Here is a 23062-nt window from a genome sequence, read left to right as displayed (position 1 = left end):
GAGACACGAACCACGGAGTTAATTAAGCATTATTTCTTCGCCCTGATCTTGCTCAAAAACTCCGGCGTAAAACCCAGGTATGAGGCTAGCATATATTGCGGTACACGCTGCACAAATTCGGGGAACAAACTATTAAAATGGCGGTATCTTTCTTCGGCGGTTTGACTATACAAAAACTTTATCCTGCGTTGCGAAGCCTGGTGGTTCTTTTGCAGAATCAACCTGAAATACCGCTCCAGTTTGGGCAGTTTGTGGAACATTTCGTCGTAATGATGATGCTCTATGGCGATTACTTCGGTTGTTTCTGCAGCCTGTATATAAAACTCGGTTTGTTGTTGGAACAGGAAACTGGTAAGATCGGTAATCCACCAGTTTTCGATGGCAAACTGTGTGGTTTGTTCCGCGCCTTTAATATCAATAAAATAAAGCCTCAGGCAGCCCTTCGCCACAAAGTAATTGGCCCTGCAGGTTTGTCCTTCTTCCAATAAAAAGGCTTTCTTTTTCACGGAAAAAGATTTGAGCATCGATGCCAGAATCTCCTGTTCATCGGTACTCAAATCTATAAATCTATTAATGTGGCTATAAAGTGCGCTATACATGTTATCCTATTGATTATGCTAAAATAGGCATAATTATAGGAACATAATCAATGGTGCTAAAGTGAGAAAGCCTTAAAAATAGGATGTGCATATTCGCCCCAGTCTTTCATTGCCCCAAGTAATATGGCTTTTAAACCTTTATTATCGGTCGGTTTTCCTTTTGTTGGTGCCGTTAAATCTTTTTCGGGTACGGTAACTTCTGTTACTTTAGTGGCAAACCAGGTTACGTTTTCGTGCGGCAAAGCCAAACCTAAAATCATCCCGGGCAAACCGGTAAAAGATTCTGGTCCGCCAGAAACCGCAATCTGATTACTGTAATAAGCCACCACATAAACCGAATCCATAATAACGGCATTTGCCCTGCGGCATTCGTAACCTGCAATTTCGCGGGTTTCGTCGGTAATTTTCCAGTTTATTTTACGTACGCTATCTTTAACCAGGTAGGTATCTTCGTAAACACTTTTTTGGGTAACACTGTTTTGGAGGTCGAAATTTGTGGCAATGGTGTTTTTTAGATCCGCCAGTACATCAGATGCCAGCCAGTTGTTATTTACCGTTTCTTCCACGGTCGGCCACTTGTATAAACTTTTATCCCTGGTAAAATTTAAAGTGCTTTTGGCAACCTTAAACTGGGGATTGTTCTTTTTATATTGCTCAAAAGCCTCGTTCAGGTAACTTTCGTTGTCTTTATTGATCTTCTTCTTGATCAAAGCATACATATTTGATCTTTTTTCGTATTCGATTACCCCATTTTGTACAAAGTGGATATTCTGTGCAAAAAGATCGCTGCTGATGAAAATAACAGCAAATAAGATGATATATTTTAATGTAGTTTTCATGGTTATTTTTGTGTTTTAACGCCGCCCATTTTGTTGAAATCCCACGATACCGAGAACATAAAATACCTTTGGATGGTGGTATTACGTGTTTCGCTGATGGAGGTATTGGTTGCCGTACGGTTGAATCCTACATTTTGGTTTAAAATATCGTTCACCGTTAAAGAGAATTTTAAGTTTTCGGATTTAAAGAATTTTTTACCCAGCGATGCATTCCAGATAAAACGTTCGAAACTTTTGTTAAGCACCTGCGTTTTACCGTTGTACTGGTAATCTCCATCCGAAGATATTTCGAATTTGGCAGGCAACTGTAAATTCCCGTAAAAGTAGCCACTATATCCTATACCATCGCTGTTGGAGCCTACGCTTACCCTCGAAATATTATACGTTGGACCAAAGCGCACATAAAAATTATACTTTTTCTCTTTGTATTTCGAAACGTTTAAACCTCCGCCATAAGTATAATTTTTGGTGTTATTCAATGTCCTGATTTTGTCGACAGTAATAAAATTGTACGATGAATTTCCGTTTACATCCACATTTACACCAACATCCATATTAAGGAATTTTACTTTCCTGCCAAACTGCCCGTACAGGTAGTAATTCGTTTGCATTTTATCGTTGTAATTAATGTAACGGTAAGTACTTTTACCAACACCATCGGTTGTTACATCGCTAATGATCGGATTTGCAGTAAAACTATAAGAAGCACTTAGCCAAATAGATTGACTGGTTAAAACCTTATAAGAGTTATAACTTGCATTAACACTACTCCTGAATGAAGGTCTTAAATCCTGGTTTCCCTCTACCACATTAAACGGATCGTTATTTAGCCTAACCGGCTGTAACTGATCGAGCGATGGCTGATTGGTGTTACCGTTATAATTAAGCCTGAATGATTTTTGCTGGGAAAAACGGTACTGATAAGATGCCTGTGGCATGTAATTAACAAAGTTCCGGATATAAGTACGGTTGTGGTAAACATCATCCTGTTTAAAATTTACCCCGCTAAATTTCGATCCGAAATTAATAACCGTTTTACCTTTTTTATAATTAAAAATGGCACCTCCCTGGTTAATGGTCTGGTTCAGCTCAAAATTATTACTGTATACCGTATCCAGAATATCATATCTGCCACTAGCCGATTGGTTGAAAGACCTGCGATCCGATTTTCCGTTCATTAACGTTAAACCGTAGTTCATCACTAAGGTTAAGGTTTTTGAGAGGGGTTCGGTATAAGCAGCATTTAATTTAAAGGAATTGTTGGTAATATCGTTTTCTTTTAACTGGTTGGTTAAACTATCTACTAAACCTGTTTGCTTTAAACTGGTATTAAGTGAGTTCAAATAACCTTCGCCATTGCTTTTATTTATTGATTGATTTAAGTTTAATGATAAAGTACGGCCTTTTTTCTTCAGCTTTTTGGTAAACAACACATTCATGTTAAAATTCTGGTCATCTACTTCGTTACTTAAATCTCTTTTTGATGAATTCAAAATATCATTGGTTGCATTGGTTGTTTCTGTTTTAAAACTGTTTGTGGAATTGCTTTTTTTCAGGGCACCATCAACGCTTACCTTCATGGTTAAGGTGGTATCTATTTTTAATTCGTAGGTTACATCCAGTTTTTGTCTGAACATATCTTTATCGAAATCTTCATTTGAGTTGGTATACTGCGTACCCGACGATAAATTATTCTGACTGATTACGCTATTGTTACCTTTTACCCTGATCGATCCGATTTTGTAATTGGTATTGATTGATTCCTTATCCTTATTCCATTTATTATCGAAATGCAAACCACCTGTTCTGGCTACTGGCAATCCCTGACCGTTATACCTGCCATCATACGAATCGAGATCATCTCCACCACCATAGCTAAAATACATACCGCCGTCATCGCCCACGGTTAAGCCACTCGATCCACTATATTTATCGCGATCGTCCCAACCTAAACCAACTGTTCCGTTATTACCCAGAATACCATAGGCAGAAAATTTCTTTTTGCCCCAGAATTTGTTGAACATGGCCTGTCCCTGATAAAAATCCTTGGTTCCGTAACCACCCTGTACCTTACCGAAATAACCGTTCTTTTTATCTTCTTTTAGTTTGATGTTGAGCGTTTTCGTTTTTTCGCCATCATCAATACCGGTAAAACTGGCCTGATCGCTGGCTTTATCATAAAGCTGAACAGATTCTACCATATCGGCACGCAGGTTTTTGGTTACCAAAGTTGGGTCATCGCCAAAAAACTCCTCTCCATCTACCAATACTTTTGGAACGGTTTTACCCTGGGCTGTAATTTTTCCGTCTTTATCAACCTGGAAACCCGGAAACTGTTTAATCAGATCCTCTACTTTCGAGTTGGGCTCAATATTATAGGCCTTAGGATCAAATTCGGTGGTATCGCCTTTAATTTTTATGGCATTACGGTTCCCCTTGATAATTACATCGGCAAGTATTTTTGCCATTCCCGTAAGGTTGATTTTCCCATAATCTTTAACCTGCGTGGTAGAATCGAGGGTAAAATGGTCTACAAAATCGGCATATTTCGGGTAAGATACCAGCAGGATAAACTTCCCGCTTTTAATACCGCTTATTTCGAAAGAACCGTTTTCTGTTGTTCTGGTAAATTTTACAAGGGTAGAATCTTTTGCATTTAAAACCGCGACCGAAGTTCCCGATAAAAGGGTGGTAGATGCAGTATCAATCGTACGGCCTTTAATGGTATGGAGCCCCTGTGCTTTGGCATAAGAGGACATCAAAACTAAAAGGCACAACGAGAGTAATAGACGTGTCATAGATAGGATTTGGTTTTGTTGCCCGAATATAAAACTAATATATTAGTTGCTTACTATGCTTTAACCTTTTTTAACAAAAAATAACTTAATGTTAACAGCTGCATCCAAATCAGATTATCTTTATTAAAAAAAATCAGATGAAATTACCTTCGCTCCAACAGCTTTACCATGGTTTTATAACCGTAATTGATACCAATACACCCTTCTGCTTACCACATTAGAAAGTACCTATTACGAAGATAACCGCGAAGATTATTTTTGGAACGAGACCACTACTTATCTGCTCATCAAAAAGCTTTAAGCAAAAAATTCATTTTAAGACCGGTTTTTAATTAAACCGGCTTTTTTGTTTGTCGATGTTTCAAAAAACAAGCGGGTTTTCGTATAGGTTATTTTGGCGTTCGTCTATAAATACAAGTGCGTGGTATAATAGCCCGTTTTGGGCTGAAACGTTTTGGGCATCATGGCGTCTTATTTACAAAAACACCTAAAAATTAGGGATTTAAAATAAAGATTTATAAAACATAAAATATTAACGTCATGAAAAATTCTATCAAAAACTTATTCGCAGCTGCATTGGTAATGGTTACTTTAAGTAGCGCAACAGTTGTAGCAAATGCAACAGAAAATAATGCCAACTACACTGCTTTAACCAAGGTTAAAAACATCAGCAAAATCGTGGTATCGGGAAATGTAAAACTGATCCTGGTTCAGGACGCTATGGAAAGTGTTGAGGTTTACGATCAATATTATACCAAAAATGCTTTGGTGCAACAACAGGGGGCAGAATTGAGGATCAGCTCTTTCGATAAAAACACCTTAACGGTTATTGCACATGTAAACAATTTAACTGCAATCGAAGCATCAAATACCGCAAGCGTAACCACCGCCGGAAATTTTAACCTGTTAAACTTAAGCGTTGTTCTAAACGATAAAGCTTCAGCAGAGATTAAAGCCAATACGGTTAATTTATCAACAAACGTAAAAGATGCAGCAACTTTAAAACTGGAAGGCACAACCGATTCTCACCAGGCTGTAATGGGAGCAGAATCTAAAATAAGCATGGGCAATTTTACCGCTCAGGAGAGCAGTATCAGGGTAACTCCTTTGTCAACAGCTTTGGCCAACAACAACAAATCACGTTACGATGATTTACAGGTTGATTTATTAGAAAAACTATTCTAACTCCATCATATATTTTACCACAAATTAGGTTGGTCGGGATTTGTAATCCCGACCTTTTTTGTTCTAATGAATGAATTAAAGCTTACATGGTCCGGATTGCAAATCCGGACCAACAGTAGACCGCCGCCGCAAATGGTCCTCGTTTACAACGAGATCTGCATTTGTAATGCAGGATAATATATTATTGACGATAGAGGTTGTCATTCTGAACGCAGTGAAGAATCCCTAACCTATGAAACACTGTCCCTGATCTATTCGTTATTTAATTTAGGATCATTTTAAAAGATCCTTCACTAGCGTTCAGGATGACAATGAACGATATTACAGATCAAACTTAATTCCCTGTGCCAACGGCAAAGTATTCGAGTAGTTGATGGTATTGGTTTGCCTGCGCATATAAGCTTTCCAGGCATCCGAGCCGCTTTCCCTGCCACCGCCTGTTTCCTTTTCGCCACCAAAAGCGCCACCGATTTCGGCACCCGAAGTACCGATATTTACGTTGGCAATACCACAATCTGATCCTTTAGCAGATAAAAACTGCTCTGCCTCTCTTAAATTTAAGGTCATAATGGCCGATGATAGCCCCTGTGGCACTCCATTCTGCAACGCAATGGCTTCATCTAGTGTTTTATATTTAATCAGGTATAAAATAGGAGCAAAAGTTTCGTGCTGCACAATTTTGAAATCATTCTGCACTTCGGCAATACATGGCTTTACATAACATCCGCTTGTGTATGCATCGCCTGATAATACACCACCTTCTACCACAAAATTGCCTCCTTCGGCTTTACATTTTTCAATCGAATCCAAATAGGCCGCAACGGCATCGGTATCAATCAGCGGACCAACATGGTTATGCTGGTCCAAAGGATCGCCAATGCGTAACTGCCCGTAGGCTTTAACCAGTTTTGCTGTAAAAGCATCGTATACACTTTCGTGGATAATCAGTCTGCGGGTTGAGGTACAACGCTGACCGGCAGTACCAACCGCACCAAATACGGCACCGATTAAACTCATATCCAGATCGGCATGTTCAGAAATAATAATGGCATTGTTACCTCCAAGTTCGAGCAGGCTCTTACCTAAACGGGCACCAACCGCAGCGCCAACAGCTTTACCCATGCGGGTTGATCCGGTAGCCGAAACCAATGGTATACGGCTATCGTTTGTCATTAATTCGCCTACAGTTCTATCTCCCAAAACCAGGCCACAAACACCTTCGGCAACATCATTAGCTTTAAAAACCTTTGCAATAATATGCTGGCAGGCTATAGCGGTTAAAGGTGCTTTTTCGGATGGTTTCCAGATGCAAACATTACCACAAACCAGGGCCAGGGCTGCATTCCAGCTCCATACCGCCACAGGGAAATTAAAGGCCGAAATAATGGCAACGATCCCCAGTGGATGCCACTGTTCGTACATGCGGTGGTTCAGGCGCTCACTGTGCATGGTTAAACCATAAAGCTGCCTCGACAAACCCACTGCAAAATCGCAGATATCGATCATTTCCTGTACTTCACCTAATCCCTCCTGTAAACTTTTTCCCATTTCGTACGAAACCAATGTACCCAAAGCTTCTTTATTCTGGCGCAGGGCATCGCCAAACTGACGTACAATTTCGCCTCTTTTCGGGGCCGGCACATTACGCCAATCGTTAAATGCCGATTGCGCTTTAATTACCACGGCATCATAATCGGCAGTGCCGGCAACTTTTGCCGAAGCAATCAGTTTACCATCAACAGGCGAATAACTTGTTAACGAATCCGTGTTCGATTCTCCGCCCCAATTGCTTCCGGTACTATAGGCTGCATTATCTGCTTTTACGCCCAGTTTGTTTAAAATGGATTGAATATCTGTAGTCATATCTTTAACGATTTACACAAAAAAACAAAAAATAAAGGTAAAGCTGTTCAATTTCAGGGTCTTTAATTATCACAATCCTTAATATCCTGCTTTAAAGAAAAAGGATGCATATTATTGGGCAATTTTTGCATTGCGCTGCAAATAGTGTAGTTTAGGATAGTATAAATCATCGAAACCTCTTAAAATCAAATGAAAAACATCAAATTACTGCTTATCCTTTTAATAGGGTTCAATATCTCTCTTCAGGCCCAGACAAAAAAGGCAAGCAATTCTCTCTTGTGGGAGATTTCGGGCAAAGGATTAAAAAAACCATCCTATCTGTTCGGCACCCATCATTTAGTTAACGCAAAATTTGCCGATACCATGAAGGTTTTGCAGGAAAAACTAAAATCGGTTGATGCCGTGGTTGGCGAAATTTTAATGGATAGCACCGTGCAAACCAAACTGGGTCCATTTTTAATTATGAAAAATAATACATTAAATAGCTTACTCACGAAGGCCGAATACAAAGAGGTTGAGGATTATTTTAAAAGCAAACAACCGGATTTTGAGTTAAAACAATTGAACAACTTTAAACCTGCCATGGTATCCATAATGGTTGCATTATTTGATGACCCGGAGGTACAAAAAGGACTTGGTGATGGAATTGATGATAGTTTTCAGAAATATGCCAAAAAGAATGCAAAGTCGGTTTTCGGATTGGAAACAGCTGAATACCAGGGCGCACTTTTGTTCGACACCGATCTGCAGAAACAAAAAAAGGCATTATTAAAAGCAATCAGGGAAACAGCTAAAAACAAGCAAAAAATGGAAGAACTTAAAACCTATTATTTAGCTCAGGATATAGATAAACTCACCAGTTTCTTTAAAGCGTTTGATGAAGAAAATAAGGAATTTATGACCGAAATGTTAAAAAACCGGAATAAAAGATGGCTTGATCAGTTGCCGGCCCAGATGGAAAAACAATCTTTATTTATCGCGGTAGGTGCAGGTCATTTGCTAGGGGATGAAGGTTTGATAAAAGGTCTGCAAACTTTGGGCTATACTTTAAAACCAATAGCCACAAACTAAAATAAAGGCAACTTACGTTTGGATATTAATTATAGCACAATTCTTAATATCTTGCTTTCAAGAAAACTGACTTATTAAATTTCAAAAAATGAATAAAAAATTTATTGCCTGTGGGGTAATATTGGTTTCGGCTTTTATGGCCAATCCACTTTTCGCACAGGAAAAACCTACCGAAAAAACAAATAACCTTGGTACTTACCGTGTAACCGCAACCAAGGTTAACGACCTGGTACACACCAAACTCGATGTATCTTTCGATTATGCAAAACGCCACCTTAACGGAAAAGAATGGGTAACCTTAAAACCCCACTTTTACCCAACCGATTCTTTAACGCTTGATGCACAGGGAATGGATATTAAAACCGTGGCACTGGTTGGACTTAAGGGAAACACCCCGCTTAAATACACCTACAACGACAATAAACTGTACATCACGCTAAATAAAAAATATACCAACGCTGAAAAGTACACCATTTATATTGCTTATACGGCCAAACCCGATGAACTTAAAGTAAAGGGAAGCGCAGCCATAACCGATGCCAAAGGGCTTTATTTTATCAACCCCGATGGTACCGATAAAAACAAACCTACCCAGATATGGACGCAGGGCGAAACAGAATCGTCGTCGGCCTGGTTTCCTACAATAGATAAACCTGACCAGAAAACCACCGAAGAAATTTCGATGACCGTTAAATCGAAATATACCACACTTTCGAACGGTAAACTGGTAAGTCAGAAAGCCAATGCAGATGGCACAAGAACCGATACCTGGAAAATGGATCTGCCACACTCGCCATATTTATTTATGATGGCCATTGGTGAGTTCAAAATCACAAAAGACGCCTATAAAGGTAAAGAAGTAAGTTATTACCTCGAACCAAAATATGCACCTTATGCCAAACAGATTTTCGGAAAAACACCCGATATGATCCAGTTTTACAGCAATATTTTAGGTGTAGATTACCCTTGGAACAAATATTCGCAGGTTGTGGCCAGGGATTATGTTTCGGGTGCTATGGAAAATACAACAGCAACTTTACACGGTGAGCAGGTACAAAAAACCGACCGTGAATTATTGGATGGAAATGAAGAAGGAACCATCGCGCACGAGCTCTTCCACCAATGGTTCGGCGATTACGTTACTGCCGAATCGTGGTCTAACTTAACCATGAACGAATCATTTGCCACCTTTGGCGAGGTGATCTGGCACGGGCATGATGCCGGTCAGGATGCGGAAGATAAATCACGTTACGAAAAACTGCAATCATATTTAGGTTCGACCAAAAAAGGCGAAAGTCCTGTTCTAGCCCGTTTTTATTATAACGATAAGGAAGATATGTTTGATAACGTGAGTTATGCAAAAGGATCGATCATTTTATATGCGCTTAAAAACCAGATGGGCGATGCGGCGTTTTACAAATCACTTAACCGCTACTTAACCACCAACGCCTTTAAAAATGGCGAAACACATCAATTGCGTTTGGCTATGGAAGATGTGACCGGAAAAGATTGGAGCCCTTATTTTAACCAGTGGTATTATAATGGCGGTCACCCGATTTTAAGCATCGATTACGGCTACGAAAATGGAAAAGCTACCATCAAAGTAAAACAGACACAGGATGCCAGCGTGCAAACTTTTACCTTACCGGTTAAAATAGATATTTATGCCGGCGGTAAAAAAATCAGAAAAGAGATCCTGATCAATAGCCGCGAGCAGAATTTCAGTTTTGAGGTAAGCGCCAAACCGGATCTGATCGATTTTGATGTGGATAAAATCATTGTTGGCGAAACCAACGACAATAAAACGGCAGAAAACTATTATTTCCAGTATAAAAATGCACCAAGTTATGCCAACAGGATCGAAGCTTTGCAGTTTATCATGCAGAGCAAAGCCAATAGCGGCCAACAGGTATTATTAGAGGGATTAAAAGATAAATCGGGCGATTTACGTGCTTTAAGTATCGATGGCATTAATCTCGATGATGCAACGATTAAAGCTGCTGCTTTACCAATCCTGCTCCAATTGGCTAAAACCGATAAAGACACTGAAGTAAGATCGGCTGCAATTGTAAAGTTATCCGAAACAGGCGATCCAACCTACAAAGCTTTGATGCAGGAAAGTCTTAAAGACAGATCGTACAAAGTGCTTGCTGCCGGTATCGGAGGCCTGGCCAAACTGGCTCCGCAGGAAAGTATTGCTGCGCTATCTGCGCTGGATGCCGATACGAAAGACCACATTGCGCCATCTATTGCATCGCTATATATCAGCGATCCGAAAGATGAGCATCAGGCATTTTACGAAAATATTATGCTAACCGGCGACCGCAATAAAATTTTTGGCGTAATCGGTCAGTATTTTCAGTATTTAAGGGCAAATACCAACCCAACCGTTACCGAAAAAGGGATCAAGAATATTAGCGATGCAATTGAAAGATTAAAACTGCAATCGTATTTAAATAAACAACTGGGTGGTGCATATGCTGCAACTGCACAGGCCAAAACACAACAGGCCGCAGCCGCAAGTGGCAATGCCAAAGCAAACCTGAGCAAACAGGCCGAACTGTTTAAAAAAGGAGCCGCAGATTTAGAAAAGGAATAAGAATTATTTCTTCCAACAAGTCGTCATCTCGAGCGGAGTGCAACGAAGTGGAAAAATCTATCTCGGGATAGATCTCTCTGTTCCGCTACGCTTCAATCGAGATGACGACTTTTTTTATAAACCAACCTAGTCGTAGCGTCCCGCTACGACATGCAGTAAAGTTTACTCTGGGGTCTTAGCGAGACGCTAAAACCAGATTAGCGGACGCTAAGACCAGGTTTGTGCAACCCATTTCAATAAGAAAGCCCCAAAGATTAATCTCTTTGGGGCTTTTCTGCAAATTTTTATTGTGTTTTTTTAACGGGACGATACATAAGTAAGTGTATCGGTTGCAGCCCTGCTTGAAGGACTTACACCCCATTTATACGAAATATAAAAAGTCTTGGTAGCCGGATCGTAACGGTTATCATAAGCCGGATCGTTAGCTAAAGTTGCGTTTGCCGTACTTTTCATTGTAACCTTGTTTGTTGCAGGATTAACACTAATGGTTAATCCATCAATCCCGCCTACAGCACCTCCATCAGACCAAACCTGGGCAAAATTAACCGCATTAGCACCGTTACTCGACAAATCTTTGCTTAAGTTTTTAAAGTTTCCGGTCAAAACAGGATCGCCTTCTCTAAATACATAACCTTTTAAGCTATATTTTCCGTCATAACGGTTCCTAACAGCAACTTTAATTACAACTGCGCCAAAATTTTTGCTGATCACTTCTCCCGATGCATCGGTAATGTTTACCGGTAAACCATAAGATAATGCCGGATCAAGCGCTGTACTTCCAAATTTTACCGGAACCTGCACCCTTCTTGTATTGGCCGGGATGGTAATGGTAGTTGGCATGGTAAAAGCATTTGATGGCACTATTGTTAGTGGTGCATCGGTATGTACTGCATTGTATTTGGCCAGTATAGCAGGATCAACCGATAGCGTTACCTTAATATCGGTAGCCTTTGTACTTGACGCCGCATAATTGATATAATAGAAGTAATCGCTTGGCGCATCCTGTTGAATTAGGGAGGTACTTAATGAATTTACACTGCCATCGCCAACCGGAGAGCCAACTGGTATTTCTACAACGGGTGTAGTAGCCGAAAAATCAGGCTGTTCGTTTTTGTTTTTTAAACAAGAAGATAGACCTATCACGCATAACATGGCAACAAGTCCATTCAATATATTTTTATTTTTCATCTTTTTAACTGATTTATTTAACATCCCAGAAAATTCTAGAAGTAAACTGGTTAATGGTACCTTCGGCTACAACATTTGCAGAATTGGTGTTATACTCCCGCTGTGGGTATAACATTCTTACCGGAATTTTTTTGGTAGTTACCGTAGAGGCAATCGAAATCGGCATATCGGCAGGAAGCTCTAAACGTCTGTAATCAGTCCATGGCTCTATCGCATTTGTACCGTTCATTGCCGCCCATTTCTGTTTAATGATCAAGGCAATTTTATCGCTGTTACTGCCCCAGGTTGCAACAGATTGATTGGCAAGATAAGTTGCCGCATCGGCAGCTGTTAAACCAAGGTAAACAAAGTTCGCCGTTACCGCTGCTTCATAATTTGCCTGTGCACTGCTGCTAATGTAGCCTCTTTGTGCCGCCTCTGCCTGGATAAACAAACTTTCGAAATCGGTAATAATCGGTTGAGGCTGATCAAATGATTTTAAAACCCCTTTACCAATGCTGGATACGGTAGCAATGGTTTGATCGAAATTTACATCCTGCCCCCAAATTAAACTTACATAGGTGCTACCTGCTCCATCGTTAACTGTATTGTAGAATTTTCCCAACCTCGGGTCGCTATTGTTTTTAAGGAAATCCATACCGTAAGTACTGGCCAGCATATAGCCGTGCGAAGCTGTTCTGGTACCATCAACACCATAACCGTAAACCGCCCAGAATGGATTTTGCTTACCAGCGGTGTTTAAATAACCCGGGTTATTAAATAAACCTTCTCCGGTTCCAATATAACCAAAGCCGTTAGCTGTAATTTTGGCTATTTCGTCTTTAATATACTGCTCCCTTCCAGGCATCTCAGATTGACGCAGCAGGATCCTTAACTTTAAAGTATTGGCAAATTTACCCCACTTTTGCAGACTTCCCTTTGCATAAATATCAGCAGAAGCGTCGACAGGGGCTACCGTAATGGTTTTGAACAAATTGGCAGCGGTATCAAGCTGTTTAGCCAAATCCTCATAAATACTTTGTGCCTTATCGTATTTTGGATTAAGAAAAGCTACAGATTTTGATGCCTGTGTGTAAGGTACGTTGCCATAAAAATCAACCAGGTACTGATAATCCCATGCTTTCATTGTTTTTGCAACAGCTACATAGAAATTCTGGCCCGATGCTTTACCCTGTGTTTCTAAATATTGATAATCATTTAAGTTATCGTAAAGGTTGGCCCAAAGTGTTGTAGAACCGCCCCAGTTGGTGGTAAAGTTATACGAGCGCTCTTCGTACCATCCCGAAACTCCTCCTGGTGTCATCCAGTAATTCATCCAAAGGGCAGCAAAGCTGTAAAAAATAGATCCACCGGTTGTATAGGCAGCAGTGTTATTTAAAGCTCCGGTTAAAACCAGGGCCGGTTTAACCGTAGTGGCATTGTTTGGATTATCGTTAATATCCAAAAACCCCTTTTTACAGGCACCCAACAATAATACTGCTGATACCGTAAACACATATATTAATTTCTTTTTCATGTTTTTTTCGTTAATCGTTAAAAGCCAACTGTTGCGGTAAAACCATAAATACGGGTAGGTGGCGTTTGGTTCAGGTTGTTTACTCCCTGTGCATTTCCTGTTCCTACGTTAATCTCCGGATCGGTATAAATGTTATCGCTCGGGCGGAACATAAACAGGTTTCTTCCGATAAGTGCTATACTTGCATTTTTGATAAATTTAGCCCTGTTCTGTAGCCATTGGGTAGGTACCTGGTAAGCTAAAGAAAGTTCCCTGATTTTCCAGAATGCCGCACTCATTACGTAGTTGGAAGCTGTATTGTTACGGATACCATCGGCCCAGAAAGATCCATTACCGTTTATAGTGGTTGTATTGGTGTTGGGAACATATACCCCCGGCGAAGTTTGGATAACAGAATTTGGATAAACAAAACGCTCACGTCCGGCCTGGCCAGAAGTATAACTGATACCTGCAAAATCAAGTGTACTGGCAAAACTGTTGTAGAACACGTTGCCGCTACGGTATTCGGCCACACCCGATAAGGTAAAGTTTTTGAAGGTAAAACTGGTATTGATACCCAGCACGTGGCTCGGATTAGTTTGTCCGAAATCTTTGTTAATCGGATTAGAAATCGGTAAGCCGGTATTCGCATCCACAATAACACGTCCCTGCGGATCGGTTTGATAGGTACTCACCTGTAACGAAGGGAAGCTTTGGCCTACAACAATATAGTTGTTATCGCCAATACCCAGTTGGTTCTGGCCCTGGTACAATGATAAAACCTTATTGGTGTTATAAGAATAGTTTATGCCCACATTCCACCTAAACCCATTAGCCAAACCAATAACAGGCGCTGCATTTAAACTAAACTCAATCCCTTTGTTCTGTCCTTCACCGGTATTGATTACCGCACTGGTATAACCCGTTGTGCCCGATAAATCGATACCGTTGATGATCTCCTGGTCTTTTGTATTCTGAAGGTATGCAGAAGTTTCCAAAGTAATGCGGTTATTCAGGAAACCGATGTCGAAACCGATCTCTTTTGAAATCGTCTGTTCAGGTTTCAGGTTTGGATCGTAAACCGCATTATCGATAGAATATCCGGCAGTACCCCCATAAGGAAAGTTTGCTGCAGGGCTGGTGGTAGAAACCAGTTTATACGGATCGATCTGTACCGCATATACTTTCGAAATACCACCACGGATTTTCAGGTTGCTGATTACCTTGCTCTCCTTTAATGCCGGAATGGCATCGGTAAGGGTTAAGGCTACATCAACAGCAGGGTAAAAAAACGAACGGTTGCTTGGTGCCAATCTCGAATCCCAGTCGTTTCTGCCCGATAGGTGTAAGGTTAGGTAATCGTTATAGGTTGCCGTAATATCTCCAAAAACACCCAGTTGTCTCGAGTTGCGTTCAGTTTCCGAACCTACAATCTCGCCCGTACGGTTGTTGATATTAAACAGGTTATCTACAACCAGGTTAGAACCCGACTGCGTCATGTATTTATAGTTTTTCTGGATAACCTGCGCACCGCCAATTACCGTAAATTTAAACCGGTTAAACGTTTTAGTGGCTGTTGCAAGAAAATCGCCAGTATACCTGCTTTCAAATTCGTTGTAATCGGTTACCGACGATTTGTTGTATTGGGTGGCCGCTGCTGCTTTGCCCGAGTTATGTGCGAAATCGGAATACGTGTACGCATAGTTTTTATTTTTTCCCTGCGTGTTCTTACTGCTGAAACCGCCCCTGGCCAATAAGCTCAACCAATCAACCGGTTTGTAGGTAAAAGAAAGATTACCCAATAAATCATCGCGCCTCTCGTTGTTACGGTTCTGCTGCAAACCAAAATACGGACTGCTGTAATAATCATTGTAATAATCGTTCGGATTACCATATTTAGATGTTACATCACTATATTCTGTTAAGGGTACGTTACCCGGCGTATTAATTACGTTATTATATACCTGGTTGGTACTTTTATCGTAATTCCGCTGCGTATAGTTAAAAGAATAATCGGCCATAAATTTATTCAGTTTACGCGTTCCGTTGATGCGGATGGCGGTACGGTTGGATTTATCGCCCGGAACATAACCCTTGCTATTTACACGCTGAAGGTTGATGTAAGTGGTTCCGTTTTCATTTCCGCCCGAATAGGTAAGGTCGTTCTGTTCGTCGATACCCGTTTCGAAGAAATTTTCTTTCTCACCGTCCTTATAGGTATAAGGAACCATCTGGTAGGTACCGTCTTCCAGTACACGGCCAAGCGGCCTTAAACTGCCATCAAAACGATCACCGAAAGTCTGATTTTCGAAAGGCGTGTACAAACCAAAGCCGAAATCATCCTGGTTTGTTCCGCCACCAAACTCAGTTTGCAGCTTCGGGAAGTAACTTAAACGATTTAGTAAAGTGGAATTAGTAAAACTTATACCGCCTCCTTCAGAAGATCCCCTCTTGGTGCTCACAATAATTACACCGTTCGAAGCATCCGATCCGTAAAGCGCGGCAGCATTTGCCCCCTTTAAAATGTTCACATTATCAATATCGTTCGGGTTGATCGAATTTAACTGACTTAAAGGCACAATAATACCATCCAATACCAATAACGCCTGGTTGTTGCCCGTAAACGAACGGTTACCGCGGAGTACAACCCTTACCTGGTCGCCGGCATCGATCTGGTTGTTTGCCTGGTTAATCTGTAAACCTGCAACCTTTCCTGATAAACCTGTAGCCAGGTTGGTTGGGCGGCTTGATGTTAAGGCCTTGCCTGTTACCTGCTGCGTGGCATAACCGATTTCTTTTGGCTTACGCTTAATACCCAGGGCTGTAGAAATGGTAACCTCATTTAAACTCTTGGCATCAGATTCAAGACTGACGTTAAGGTTCGACTGGCTGCCCACGGTAATTTCCTGTGCCACAAATCCGATAAACGAAAACTGCAGCACATCATTTGGGTTAACACTGATGGTAAACTTTCCATCGGAGCCTGTTGAAGTGGCTTTTTTGGTATCCTTGATACGGACACTCACTCCTGGTAAGGGTAATCCATCATTCGATGCAATTACTTTACCGGTGATATTTTTACTTTGGGCATCAGCTTGTAAAATGCCATAAAATAAAAATATGAATAAACACAGTACGAGTTTTTTCATTGTTCTTAGTAGTTAGTTTAAGTTAATAATCCCCGAATAACAGTTTTTTTTAGCTATAAATCAAAAAAAACTTCCTTTATCTTAAAAATGTTATAAATTGCGATTAGAATATCACTAAAATGTTTTAGTAATTTGCAAAAACACTAATTTTTTAGTTGAAAAATACCTCTTTTTTACCTAAATTTTAAGTTTAAAACACAAACACCTAACACACAATACTTACTATCAGAATAAAAATTATTACAAACAATATTTTCCACTCATTTTTTACTAAAAAACACATTTATGAAAAGCATTTTTCTATTTTTTTGTATCATTACTCATGCGGTTTTTTCCTTTTCACAAAATGTGACTGTTGGTGCTGGCGAAAAACCACTTTTAAAGTCTGTGGTAAAAACATTTACCGAAGGAAGTACCTATTTTAACAATGCCCCCGCCAACGGAAAAATCAAGACCGATGGTCAAAAAGAGTTCATCATAAATAATCTGCGTTATAATTTAGAAACGCAACAGCTGGAGTATGCCGAAAACGACCATGTTTACACCGTTCAGGAGGCTGTGCAGTCGTTTACCTTACCCGATTCGGTTGGAAACATACATGTATTTACCAAACTGGGTACAGGCCAGCCGGCCGGTTTCTACGAAACATTGGTTGATGGACGTATTTCACTATTAAAACTGTATGCTGTTAAAAAAGAGGTTACCGAAGACTGGTATACAAAAAAGAAGTCGAACAAAATGGTAAAACAGGATATTTACTTTACCAAAAAAGAAGGTATCATCCAGAAAATTAGCCCTTCAACAAAAAATGTGGCTACCGTTCTGGCCGATAAAAAGAATGATGTTACCGCTTTTATCAAAGATGAACAGCTGGATCTTAAGCAGGGTACCGACCTGGTTAAAATATTTAAATACTACAACGCTTTAAAATAAGCGATTGAAAGAAAGGAAGGTGGGCTAATTACACCTATCCTTTCTTCTGGTATCGATAATATAAACAATCTGCCAACCTTTATCGCCTTTTACCAGCTGAAACGAGTTTACCCCGCAGTGGCTAAATTTTTCGCCTACGTAAAACTTATAATCCGTCCATACAGAAGCAAGCGCGCCATCGATTAATATTTTGGTAAACACAATACGCTCATCATAGATTTCTTTATGCGGGGTAGCGATCACTTTTATAAAATCACTTACCGATTCTGCCCGAACGGTTATTTTTCCATCCTTATTTACAATGGTTTGCATAATGGCATTTGGCGCAAAAGCGGCACGCGTTAAAGTACTATCCCCGGTTTTCATTCCGGTAAAAAGGCGGTTAACGGCTTCCTTAACAGCACTTTCTTCATTGTTCTGCGCATAGCTAACTGTAGCAAAACCCATTAAAAACAGGGCAAAAATGACTAATCCTTTCATGACTTCTCAATTACGTATATCCCATAAATTTATAGTATTTTTGTAAAAGAAGGGAAAAGGAACCGCTGATGTTGTAAAAATCTATCATTTATCCACACATCTTAACAACAGTCAATACGCTTTATATTCAGCCATTTACACTGTTTTAACCCATTGATGTTAATAATTATTTTAAAAACGGATAATTATAATTGGTAAACTTATAATGTGTTTTTCTGCTAATTGGCACGGTTCTTTAATAGTATAATATATGGAAGAAGAATTCTTTTTTGAATCCAACGAAGACGCACAACGCTCGGTAGAACGTTACGAAGAAATGCTCCGCAACCAGGATCAGTATTTTTTCGATGCAGGCGCTTTCGAATACATTGTGGATTTTTACATTGAGAAAAATGATCCGGTCAAAGCTTTGCAGGTAGTTGATTTCGCAATAAGTCAACACCCTTATGCAACTGTTTTTTTAATCAAACAGGCCCATCTTTACATTTTAACAAATAACCAGGAAAAGGCTTTTATCGCTTTGCAAAAGGCAGAACTTTTAGAGCCTTCCGAACCGGATATTTACCTGTTAAGGGGCAATATTTTCCAGAATACCGAACGTTATGACGAGGCACTGGAAAATTATGAAAAAGCTTTAGGGCTCGCCGAAAGTACCGACGAGATTTTATTGCAGATGGCTTATGTATACCAGAGCATGAGCGATTACGAAAATGCCATTACCTATATTAAGCTGAGTTTAGAGCAGAATATGGAGAACCAGGATGGTTTGTACGAACTGGCTTTCTGTTATGATGTGCTCGATAAACAGGAGGAAAGCATTAAGTTTTACCAGCAATATATCGATACTGACCCATATTCGTATGCAGCATGGTACAACCTGGGCAATAGTTTCCACAAACTGAACCTTTTCGAAAAAGCGATCGATGCTTACGATTACGCCATTTTAATAAAAGAGGATTTTAGTTCGGCCTATTTCAACAAGGGAAATGCGCTGGTACAATTGGATAAGTACGATGAGGCCATTGAGGTTTATAAACAGACTTTCGAATACGAACCACCAAATGCCGATACCTATTGTGCCATTGGCGAGTGTTACGAAAAGCTGGAGAAAATGGACGAAGCCCGTTCATATTATAAAAAATCGGTAAAAATGGATCCAAAAATGGCTGATGCCTGGTTTGGGATCGGTGTTACACTCAATTTTGAGGAACGTTATTTCGAATCGCTCCATTTTTATAAAAAAGCAATCGATTTAGAGGCAGAAAATGCCGATTTCTGGTTTGCAATGGCCGATGCTTATTATAAACTGGGCCAGATTGACGAATCAATCGAAGCTTACGAAAAGGTATTGGAATTTAACCCTATGGATATCGAAGCCTGGTTAGATTTCAGCACAGTACTTTACGAACAGGGAAAATTGTTGGAAGCATCAGAAACGATGGCCCAGGCTATAAAGAACAATCCCGAAGCTGCCGAACTGTATTACCGCATGGTTGCCTATCTTTTTGCAATGGGCAGTTATAACGATGCACTGGGCTATCTGGAAACAGCTTTAACAACCGACCCTGAAAAACACTATATTTTATTCGAATATTTACCGCAATTGCAGGATAATAGTGCCATTTTAAACGTAATCAACAGATATATTAGGTAAATCCCCCGTGAGAAAAATTTAACAAATAAATCTCAAAATTTTTTTCACTTTTGTAGGTATATGAATTATCCATTATTAAACGTTCCCGAACGTCCAGCTAAACCGCGCCAGAAAGGCTTAACAATGGTTATGGATAAGGGACTAAGTTTACGCCAGGTAGAAGATTTTATTGAGGTTGCCGGCGTACATACAGATATCGTAAAATTAGGTTGGGCAACATCACACGTAACACCAAACCTTAAAGAAAAATTAGCTTTATATAAAAGTGCAGGTATCCCGACCTATTTCGGCGGAACCTTATTCGAGGCCTTTATCATCCGTAACCAGTTTTCGGATTACCAACGTGTTTTAGACCAGTATGGAATGGAATATGCCGAAGTTTCGGATGGTTCTATCGAGATTGAGCATGATAAAAAATGTGAATTTATCCGCGAACTATCTAAACAGGTAACCGTAATTTCGGAAGTGGGCAGTAAAGATGCCGCGAAGATTTTTGCACCTTACAAATGGATTAAATTAATGCAGGCCGAAATCGAAGCCGGCTCTTGGAAAGTAATTGCCGAAGCCCGCGAAGGTGGTAACGTAGGTATTTACCGTGGAAGCGGCGAGGTACGCGAAGGTTTGGTTGATGAAATTTTAACCCAGATCCCCGAAGAAACCATCATCTGGGAAGCACCACAAAAAGAGCAGCAGGTTTGGTTTATCAAACTGATTGGCAGTAACGTAAACCTGGGCAATATTGCCCCTGCAGAAGTAATTCCTTTAGAAACCATCCGTTTGGGATTACGCGGAGATACTTTCGATTATTTCCTGAACCAGGTAAAATAATCAGATATAAGCAACAGTATTATAAATCAATTATTCTAGATTTTGTCACATTGAGCCTGTCGAAATGCATTTTGCAACCATCCTTCGACAGGCTCAGTATGACAATCCATCTTTATATAATACAGTAGCACCTTGTTTATAATTGAATATGAAAACATACGGCTTAATCGGCTATCCTTTATCTCATTCTTTCTCTAAAAAATATTTTACAGAAAAGTTTTTGAACGAAGGGATCGCCGATCATCAATACGAACTTTTCCCGATCGAAAATATCAAATCGTTACCTGATCTGTTGAGCGAAAACCCTTCACTTTTAGGCCTTAACGTAACCATTCCGCATAAGGTAAATGTACTTTGTTATTTGAACGAAGTAGAAGAGGCTGCAGAAAAAATCGGTGCGGTAAACTGCATTTCCATTAAAAGTTTCGAAGGCGAAAATTATTTAAAAGGTTATAATACCGATGCATACGGTTTTGAAGCTTCGTTAAAACCATTATTGGGCCCTCAGCATACAAAAGCATTGATTTTTGGCGATGGGGGAGCAGCCAAAGCAGTGAAATACGTTTTGGAAAAATTAAATATCGAATACCTGGTGGTGGTGCGCAAAGCGACCGAAGGCGCTATTTTATATGCCGATATTACACCAGAAATTCTGACTTCGCATAAATTATTGATCAACACCACACCGTTGGGAATGTCGCCAAATGTTGATACCTTTCCCGAAATTGATTATACCCAGCTTAGCGCCGAACACCTGGCATACGATCTGGTATATAATCCATTGGAAACCGCCTTTTTGGCTAAAGCAGCAGCACAGGGGGCAAACATTAAAAACGGATTGGAAATGTTATACCAACAGGCAGAAAAAGCCTGGGCAATCTGGAATAAATAATTAATCTATCGTCATTGCGAGGAGGAAGGACAGTCTGCCCCGATGTCGGGGAAGCAATCTTTGAGAAAATATTATGAAATTAAAACAGCTTATTTTTTTACCCTTTGTATTGCTTTTGTTCTTCACTGCCTGCCAGAACCACGATTATAGCCCGAAACCCAAGGCTTATTTCAGGATAGTATTTCCTAAAAAAGAATATACCACGTTTAGCAAACCTGTTCCCTTTACTTTTCAGTATCCAACTTATGCTTCGGTTGAGCAGGACCTGAGCCGCGATGCAAGAAAAAACTGGTACAACCTGCATTTTAAACAGTTTAACGGCTTTTTACACTTAACCTATTACGATGTATCGGGCAAGGGCGAATATGATGAAATGGTAGAAGATGCCCGCAAGCTTGCCTTTAAACATACCATAAAGGCCAGCGCCATTGATCAACGGATTATCCATTATCCCGATCATAAGGTCTATGGCATTTATTACGCTATAGAAGGCAATACCGCCTCATCTGTACAGTTTTTTTTAACCGATAGTGCCAAACATTATTTTAGGGGGGCACTATATTTTAATGAGCGCCCACAATACGATTCTATTGCGCCCGTTGTTAAGTTTATAAAAAAAGATATCGACACTTTGATTGCCACCTTTAAGTGGAAAAATTAATATCATCTTGCAGGATGTGTTACATCCTGATTTTTTCTAAAAACCTATGATTACAGTAAAAACCTTCACTTTTAACGCTTACAGCGAAAATACTTATCTGCTATACGATGAAACCAAAGCATGTGTGATTATCGATCCGGGGATGTACGAAGGTTTTGAGCAGAACGAACTGGCAGCTTTCATCAAACAGGAAAATCTAAAACCCGTTTTGCTGTTAAACACGCATTGCCACCTCGACCATGTTTTTGGCAATAAGTTCATTTTCGATACTTATGGATTAAAACCTCAGTTTAATGAAGGCGAACTGCCGATTTTAAATGCTATTCCAGGTTATGCACCATCAATGGGCTTTACCCGTTACGATGTTTCTCCTTTACCCGATACCTTTCTACCCGAAACAGGAACCATATCTTTTGGTAACAGCACGCTAAGCCTTATTTTCGCCCCTGGCCACTCGCCCGCACATTTATGCTTTTACAGTGCGGCCGATCATATTTTAATGGGTGGCGATGTACTTTTTTATGGCAGCATTGGCCGTACTGATTTACCGGGCGGTAACCATCAGCAATTAATCCAAAACATTTCCGACAAACTTTTTGTATTACCTGATGAAACCATTGTTTACCCAGGCCACGGACCGGCCACGAGCATTGGTTTCGAAAAGCAACACAATCCGTTTTTTTGATGGAAGATGGAAAGTGAGTGTAAGATGTAAAATGGATGATGGAGAACATAATGTATAAAACGGATGTTGGGAATATTCCCCTTCTATCTTACCTGATACATATTAATTTTGCAATCATGCCTCATCCATTTTACATTTTCCAT

17 protein-coding genes are annotated in these 23062 nt (G+C 40.1%); 9 read left to right on the top strand and 8 right to left on the bottom strand.

Features of this window, described 5'->3' with window-relative positions; translation table 11 throughout:
* Positions 1–29: 29 nt before the first annotated feature.
* The 3 genes from B2V92_RS13480 to B2V92_RS13470 all read right to left on the bottom strand — a co-directional run bounded on the left by B2V92_RS13480 (position 30) and on the right by B2V92_RS13470 (position 4236).
* Positions 30–506, bottom strand: a complete 477-nt coding sequence (locus tag B2V92_RS13480; RefSeq protein ID WP_293308891.1) for a Crp/Fnr family transcriptional regulator — start codon at positions 504–506, stop codon at positions 30–32.
* A 149-nt stretch (positions 507–655) separates the two neighbouring features.
* Positions 656–1438, bottom strand: a complete 783-nt coding sequence (locus B2V92_RS13475) for a GLPGLI family protein (protein ID WP_293308889.1) — start codon at positions 1436–1438, stop codon at positions 656–658.
* Between the two features lie 2 nt (positions 1439–1440).
* The gene (locus B2V92_RS13470; protein WP_293308887.1) at positions 1441–4236 is read right to left on the bottom strand and encodes an outer membrane beta-barrel family protein; all 2796 of its coding nucleotides are present in this window, start codon (positions 4234–4236) and stop codon (positions 1441–1443) included.
* Positions 4237–4776: 540 nt separating this feature from the next.
* Between B2V92_RS13470 and B2V92_RS13465 the strand changes: the two genes are divergently transcribed.
* A complete protein-coding gene (locus tag B2V92_RS13465) occupies positions 4777–5421 on the top strand; it encodes a GIN domain-containing protein (protein WP_293308885.1) in 645 nt (214 codons plus the stop codon).
* 321 nt (positions 5422–5742) lie between these two features.
* Here B2V92_RS13465 and B2V92_RS13460 read toward each other — a convergent pair whose 3' ends face one another.
* Complete coding sequence (locus tag B2V92_RS13460) at positions 5743–7284, bottom strand: aldehyde dehydrogenase family protein (RefSeq protein ID WP_293308882.1); 1542 nt, start codon at positions 7282–7284, stop codon at positions 5743–5745.
* Between the two features lie 189 nt (positions 7285–7473).
* Here B2V92_RS13460 and B2V92_RS13455 point away from each other — a divergent pair, with 189 nt between their 5' ends.
* Together B2V92_RS13455 and B2V92_RS13450 are read left to right on the top strand one after the other, a co-directional pair.
* Positions 7474–8355 (top strand): TraB/GumN family protein, encoded by an 882-nt coding sequence (locus B2V92_RS13455; RefSeq protein WP_293308880.1) that lies wholly within the window; start codon positions 7474–7476, stop codon positions 8353–8355.
* An 88-nt stretch (positions 8356–8443) separates the two neighbouring features.
* Positions 8444–10954 carry a M1 family metallopeptidase gene (locus B2V92_RS13450; RefSeq protein WP_293308877.1) on the top strand — a complete coding sequence of 837 codons (2511 nt, stop codon included), beginning with the start codon at positions 8444–8446 and terminating at the stop codon, positions 10952–10954.
* 297 nt (positions 10955–11251) lie between these two features.
* Here the strand turns inward: B2V92_RS13450 and B2V92_RS13445 are convergent, their stop codons facing one another.
* From B2V92_RS13445 to B2V92_RS13435, 3 genes are read right to left on the bottom strand one after another with little or no spacing between them, the layout of a single operon-like run.
* Positions 11252–12142 carry a DUF1735 domain-containing protein gene (locus B2V92_RS13445; RefSeq protein WP_293308875.1) on the bottom strand — a complete coding sequence of 297 codons (891 nt, stop codon included), beginning with the start codon at positions 12140–12142 and terminating at the stop codon, positions 11252–11254.
* A gap of 13 nt (positions 12143–12155) precedes the next feature.
* A complete protein-coding gene (locus B2V92_RS13440) occupies positions 12156–13658 on the bottom strand; it encodes a SusD/RagB family nutrient-binding outer membrane lipoprotein (protein ID WP_293308873.1) in 1503 nt (500 codons plus the stop codon).
* A 17-nt stretch (positions 13659–13675) separates the two neighbouring features.
* Positions 13676–16786, bottom strand: a complete 3111-nt coding sequence (locus B2V92_RS13435) for a SusC/RagA family TonB-linked outer membrane protein (protein ID WP_293308871.1) — start codon at positions 16784–16786, stop codon at positions 13676–13678.
* A gap of 285 nt (positions 16787–17071) precedes the next feature.
* Here B2V92_RS13435 and B2V92_RS13430 point away from each other — a divergent pair, with 285 nt between their 5' ends.
* A complete protein-coding gene (locus B2V92_RS13430; RefSeq protein WP_293308869.1) occupies positions 17072–17719 on the top strand; it encodes a hypothetical protein in 648 nt (215 codons plus the stop codon).
* A 24-nt stretch (positions 17720–17743) separates the two neighbouring features.
* Here B2V92_RS13430 and B2V92_RS13425 read toward each other — a convergent pair whose 3' ends face one another.
* The gene (locus B2V92_RS13425; RefSeq protein ID WP_293308868.1) at positions 17744–18199 is read right to left on the bottom strand and encodes a nuclear transport factor 2 family protein; all 456 of its coding nucleotides are present in this window, start codon (positions 18197–18199) and stop codon (positions 17744–17746) included.
* Positions 18200–18449: 250 nt separating this feature from the next.
* On the opposite strand from B2V92_RS13425, the gene B2V92_RS13420 reads away from it, so the two are divergent.
* The 5 genes from B2V92_RS13420 (at position 18450) to B2V92_RS13400 (ending at position 22919) form a co-directional block, all read left to right on the top strand.
* Positions 18450–19853, top strand: a complete 1404-nt coding sequence (locus tag B2V92_RS13420) for a tetratricopeptide repeat protein (RefSeq protein WP_293308866.1) — start codon at positions 18450–18452, stop codon at positions 19851–19853.
* Between the two features lie 60 nt (positions 19854–19913).
* Positions 19914–20681, top strand: a complete 768-nt coding sequence (locus B2V92_RS13415; RefSeq protein ID WP_029276919.1) for a phosphosulfolactate synthase — start codon at positions 19914–19916, stop codon at positions 20679–20681.
* Between the two features lie 148 nt (positions 20682–20829).
* Entirely contained in the window at positions 20830–21573 is a 744-nt protein-coding gene (locus B2V92_RS13410; RefSeq protein WP_293308856.1) for a shikimate dehydrogenase family protein, read from the top strand.
* Between the two features lie 73 nt (positions 21574–21646).
* Positions 21647–22234, top strand: coding sequence for a gliding motility lipoprotein GldD (locus B2V92_RS13405; protein WP_293308853.1), 588 nt, complete (start codon positions 21647–21649; stop codon positions 22232–22234).
* Positions 22235–22280: 46 nt separating this feature from the next.
* Positions 22281–22919, top strand: a complete 639-nt coding sequence (locus B2V92_RS13400) for an MBL fold metallo-hydrolase (protein ID WP_293308851.1) — start codon at positions 22281–22283, stop codon at positions 22917–22919.
* Positions 22920–23062: the final 143 nt, after the last annotated feature.

Source organism: Pedobacter sp. UBA5917 (genome assembly GCF_002432345.1).
In the GTDB taxonomy this organism is placed as follows: Bacteria; Bacteroidota; Bacteroidia; order Sphingobacteriales; family Sphingobacteriaceae; genus Pedobacter.
This window is presented reverse-complemented; position numbering and strand designations above follow the sequence as displayed.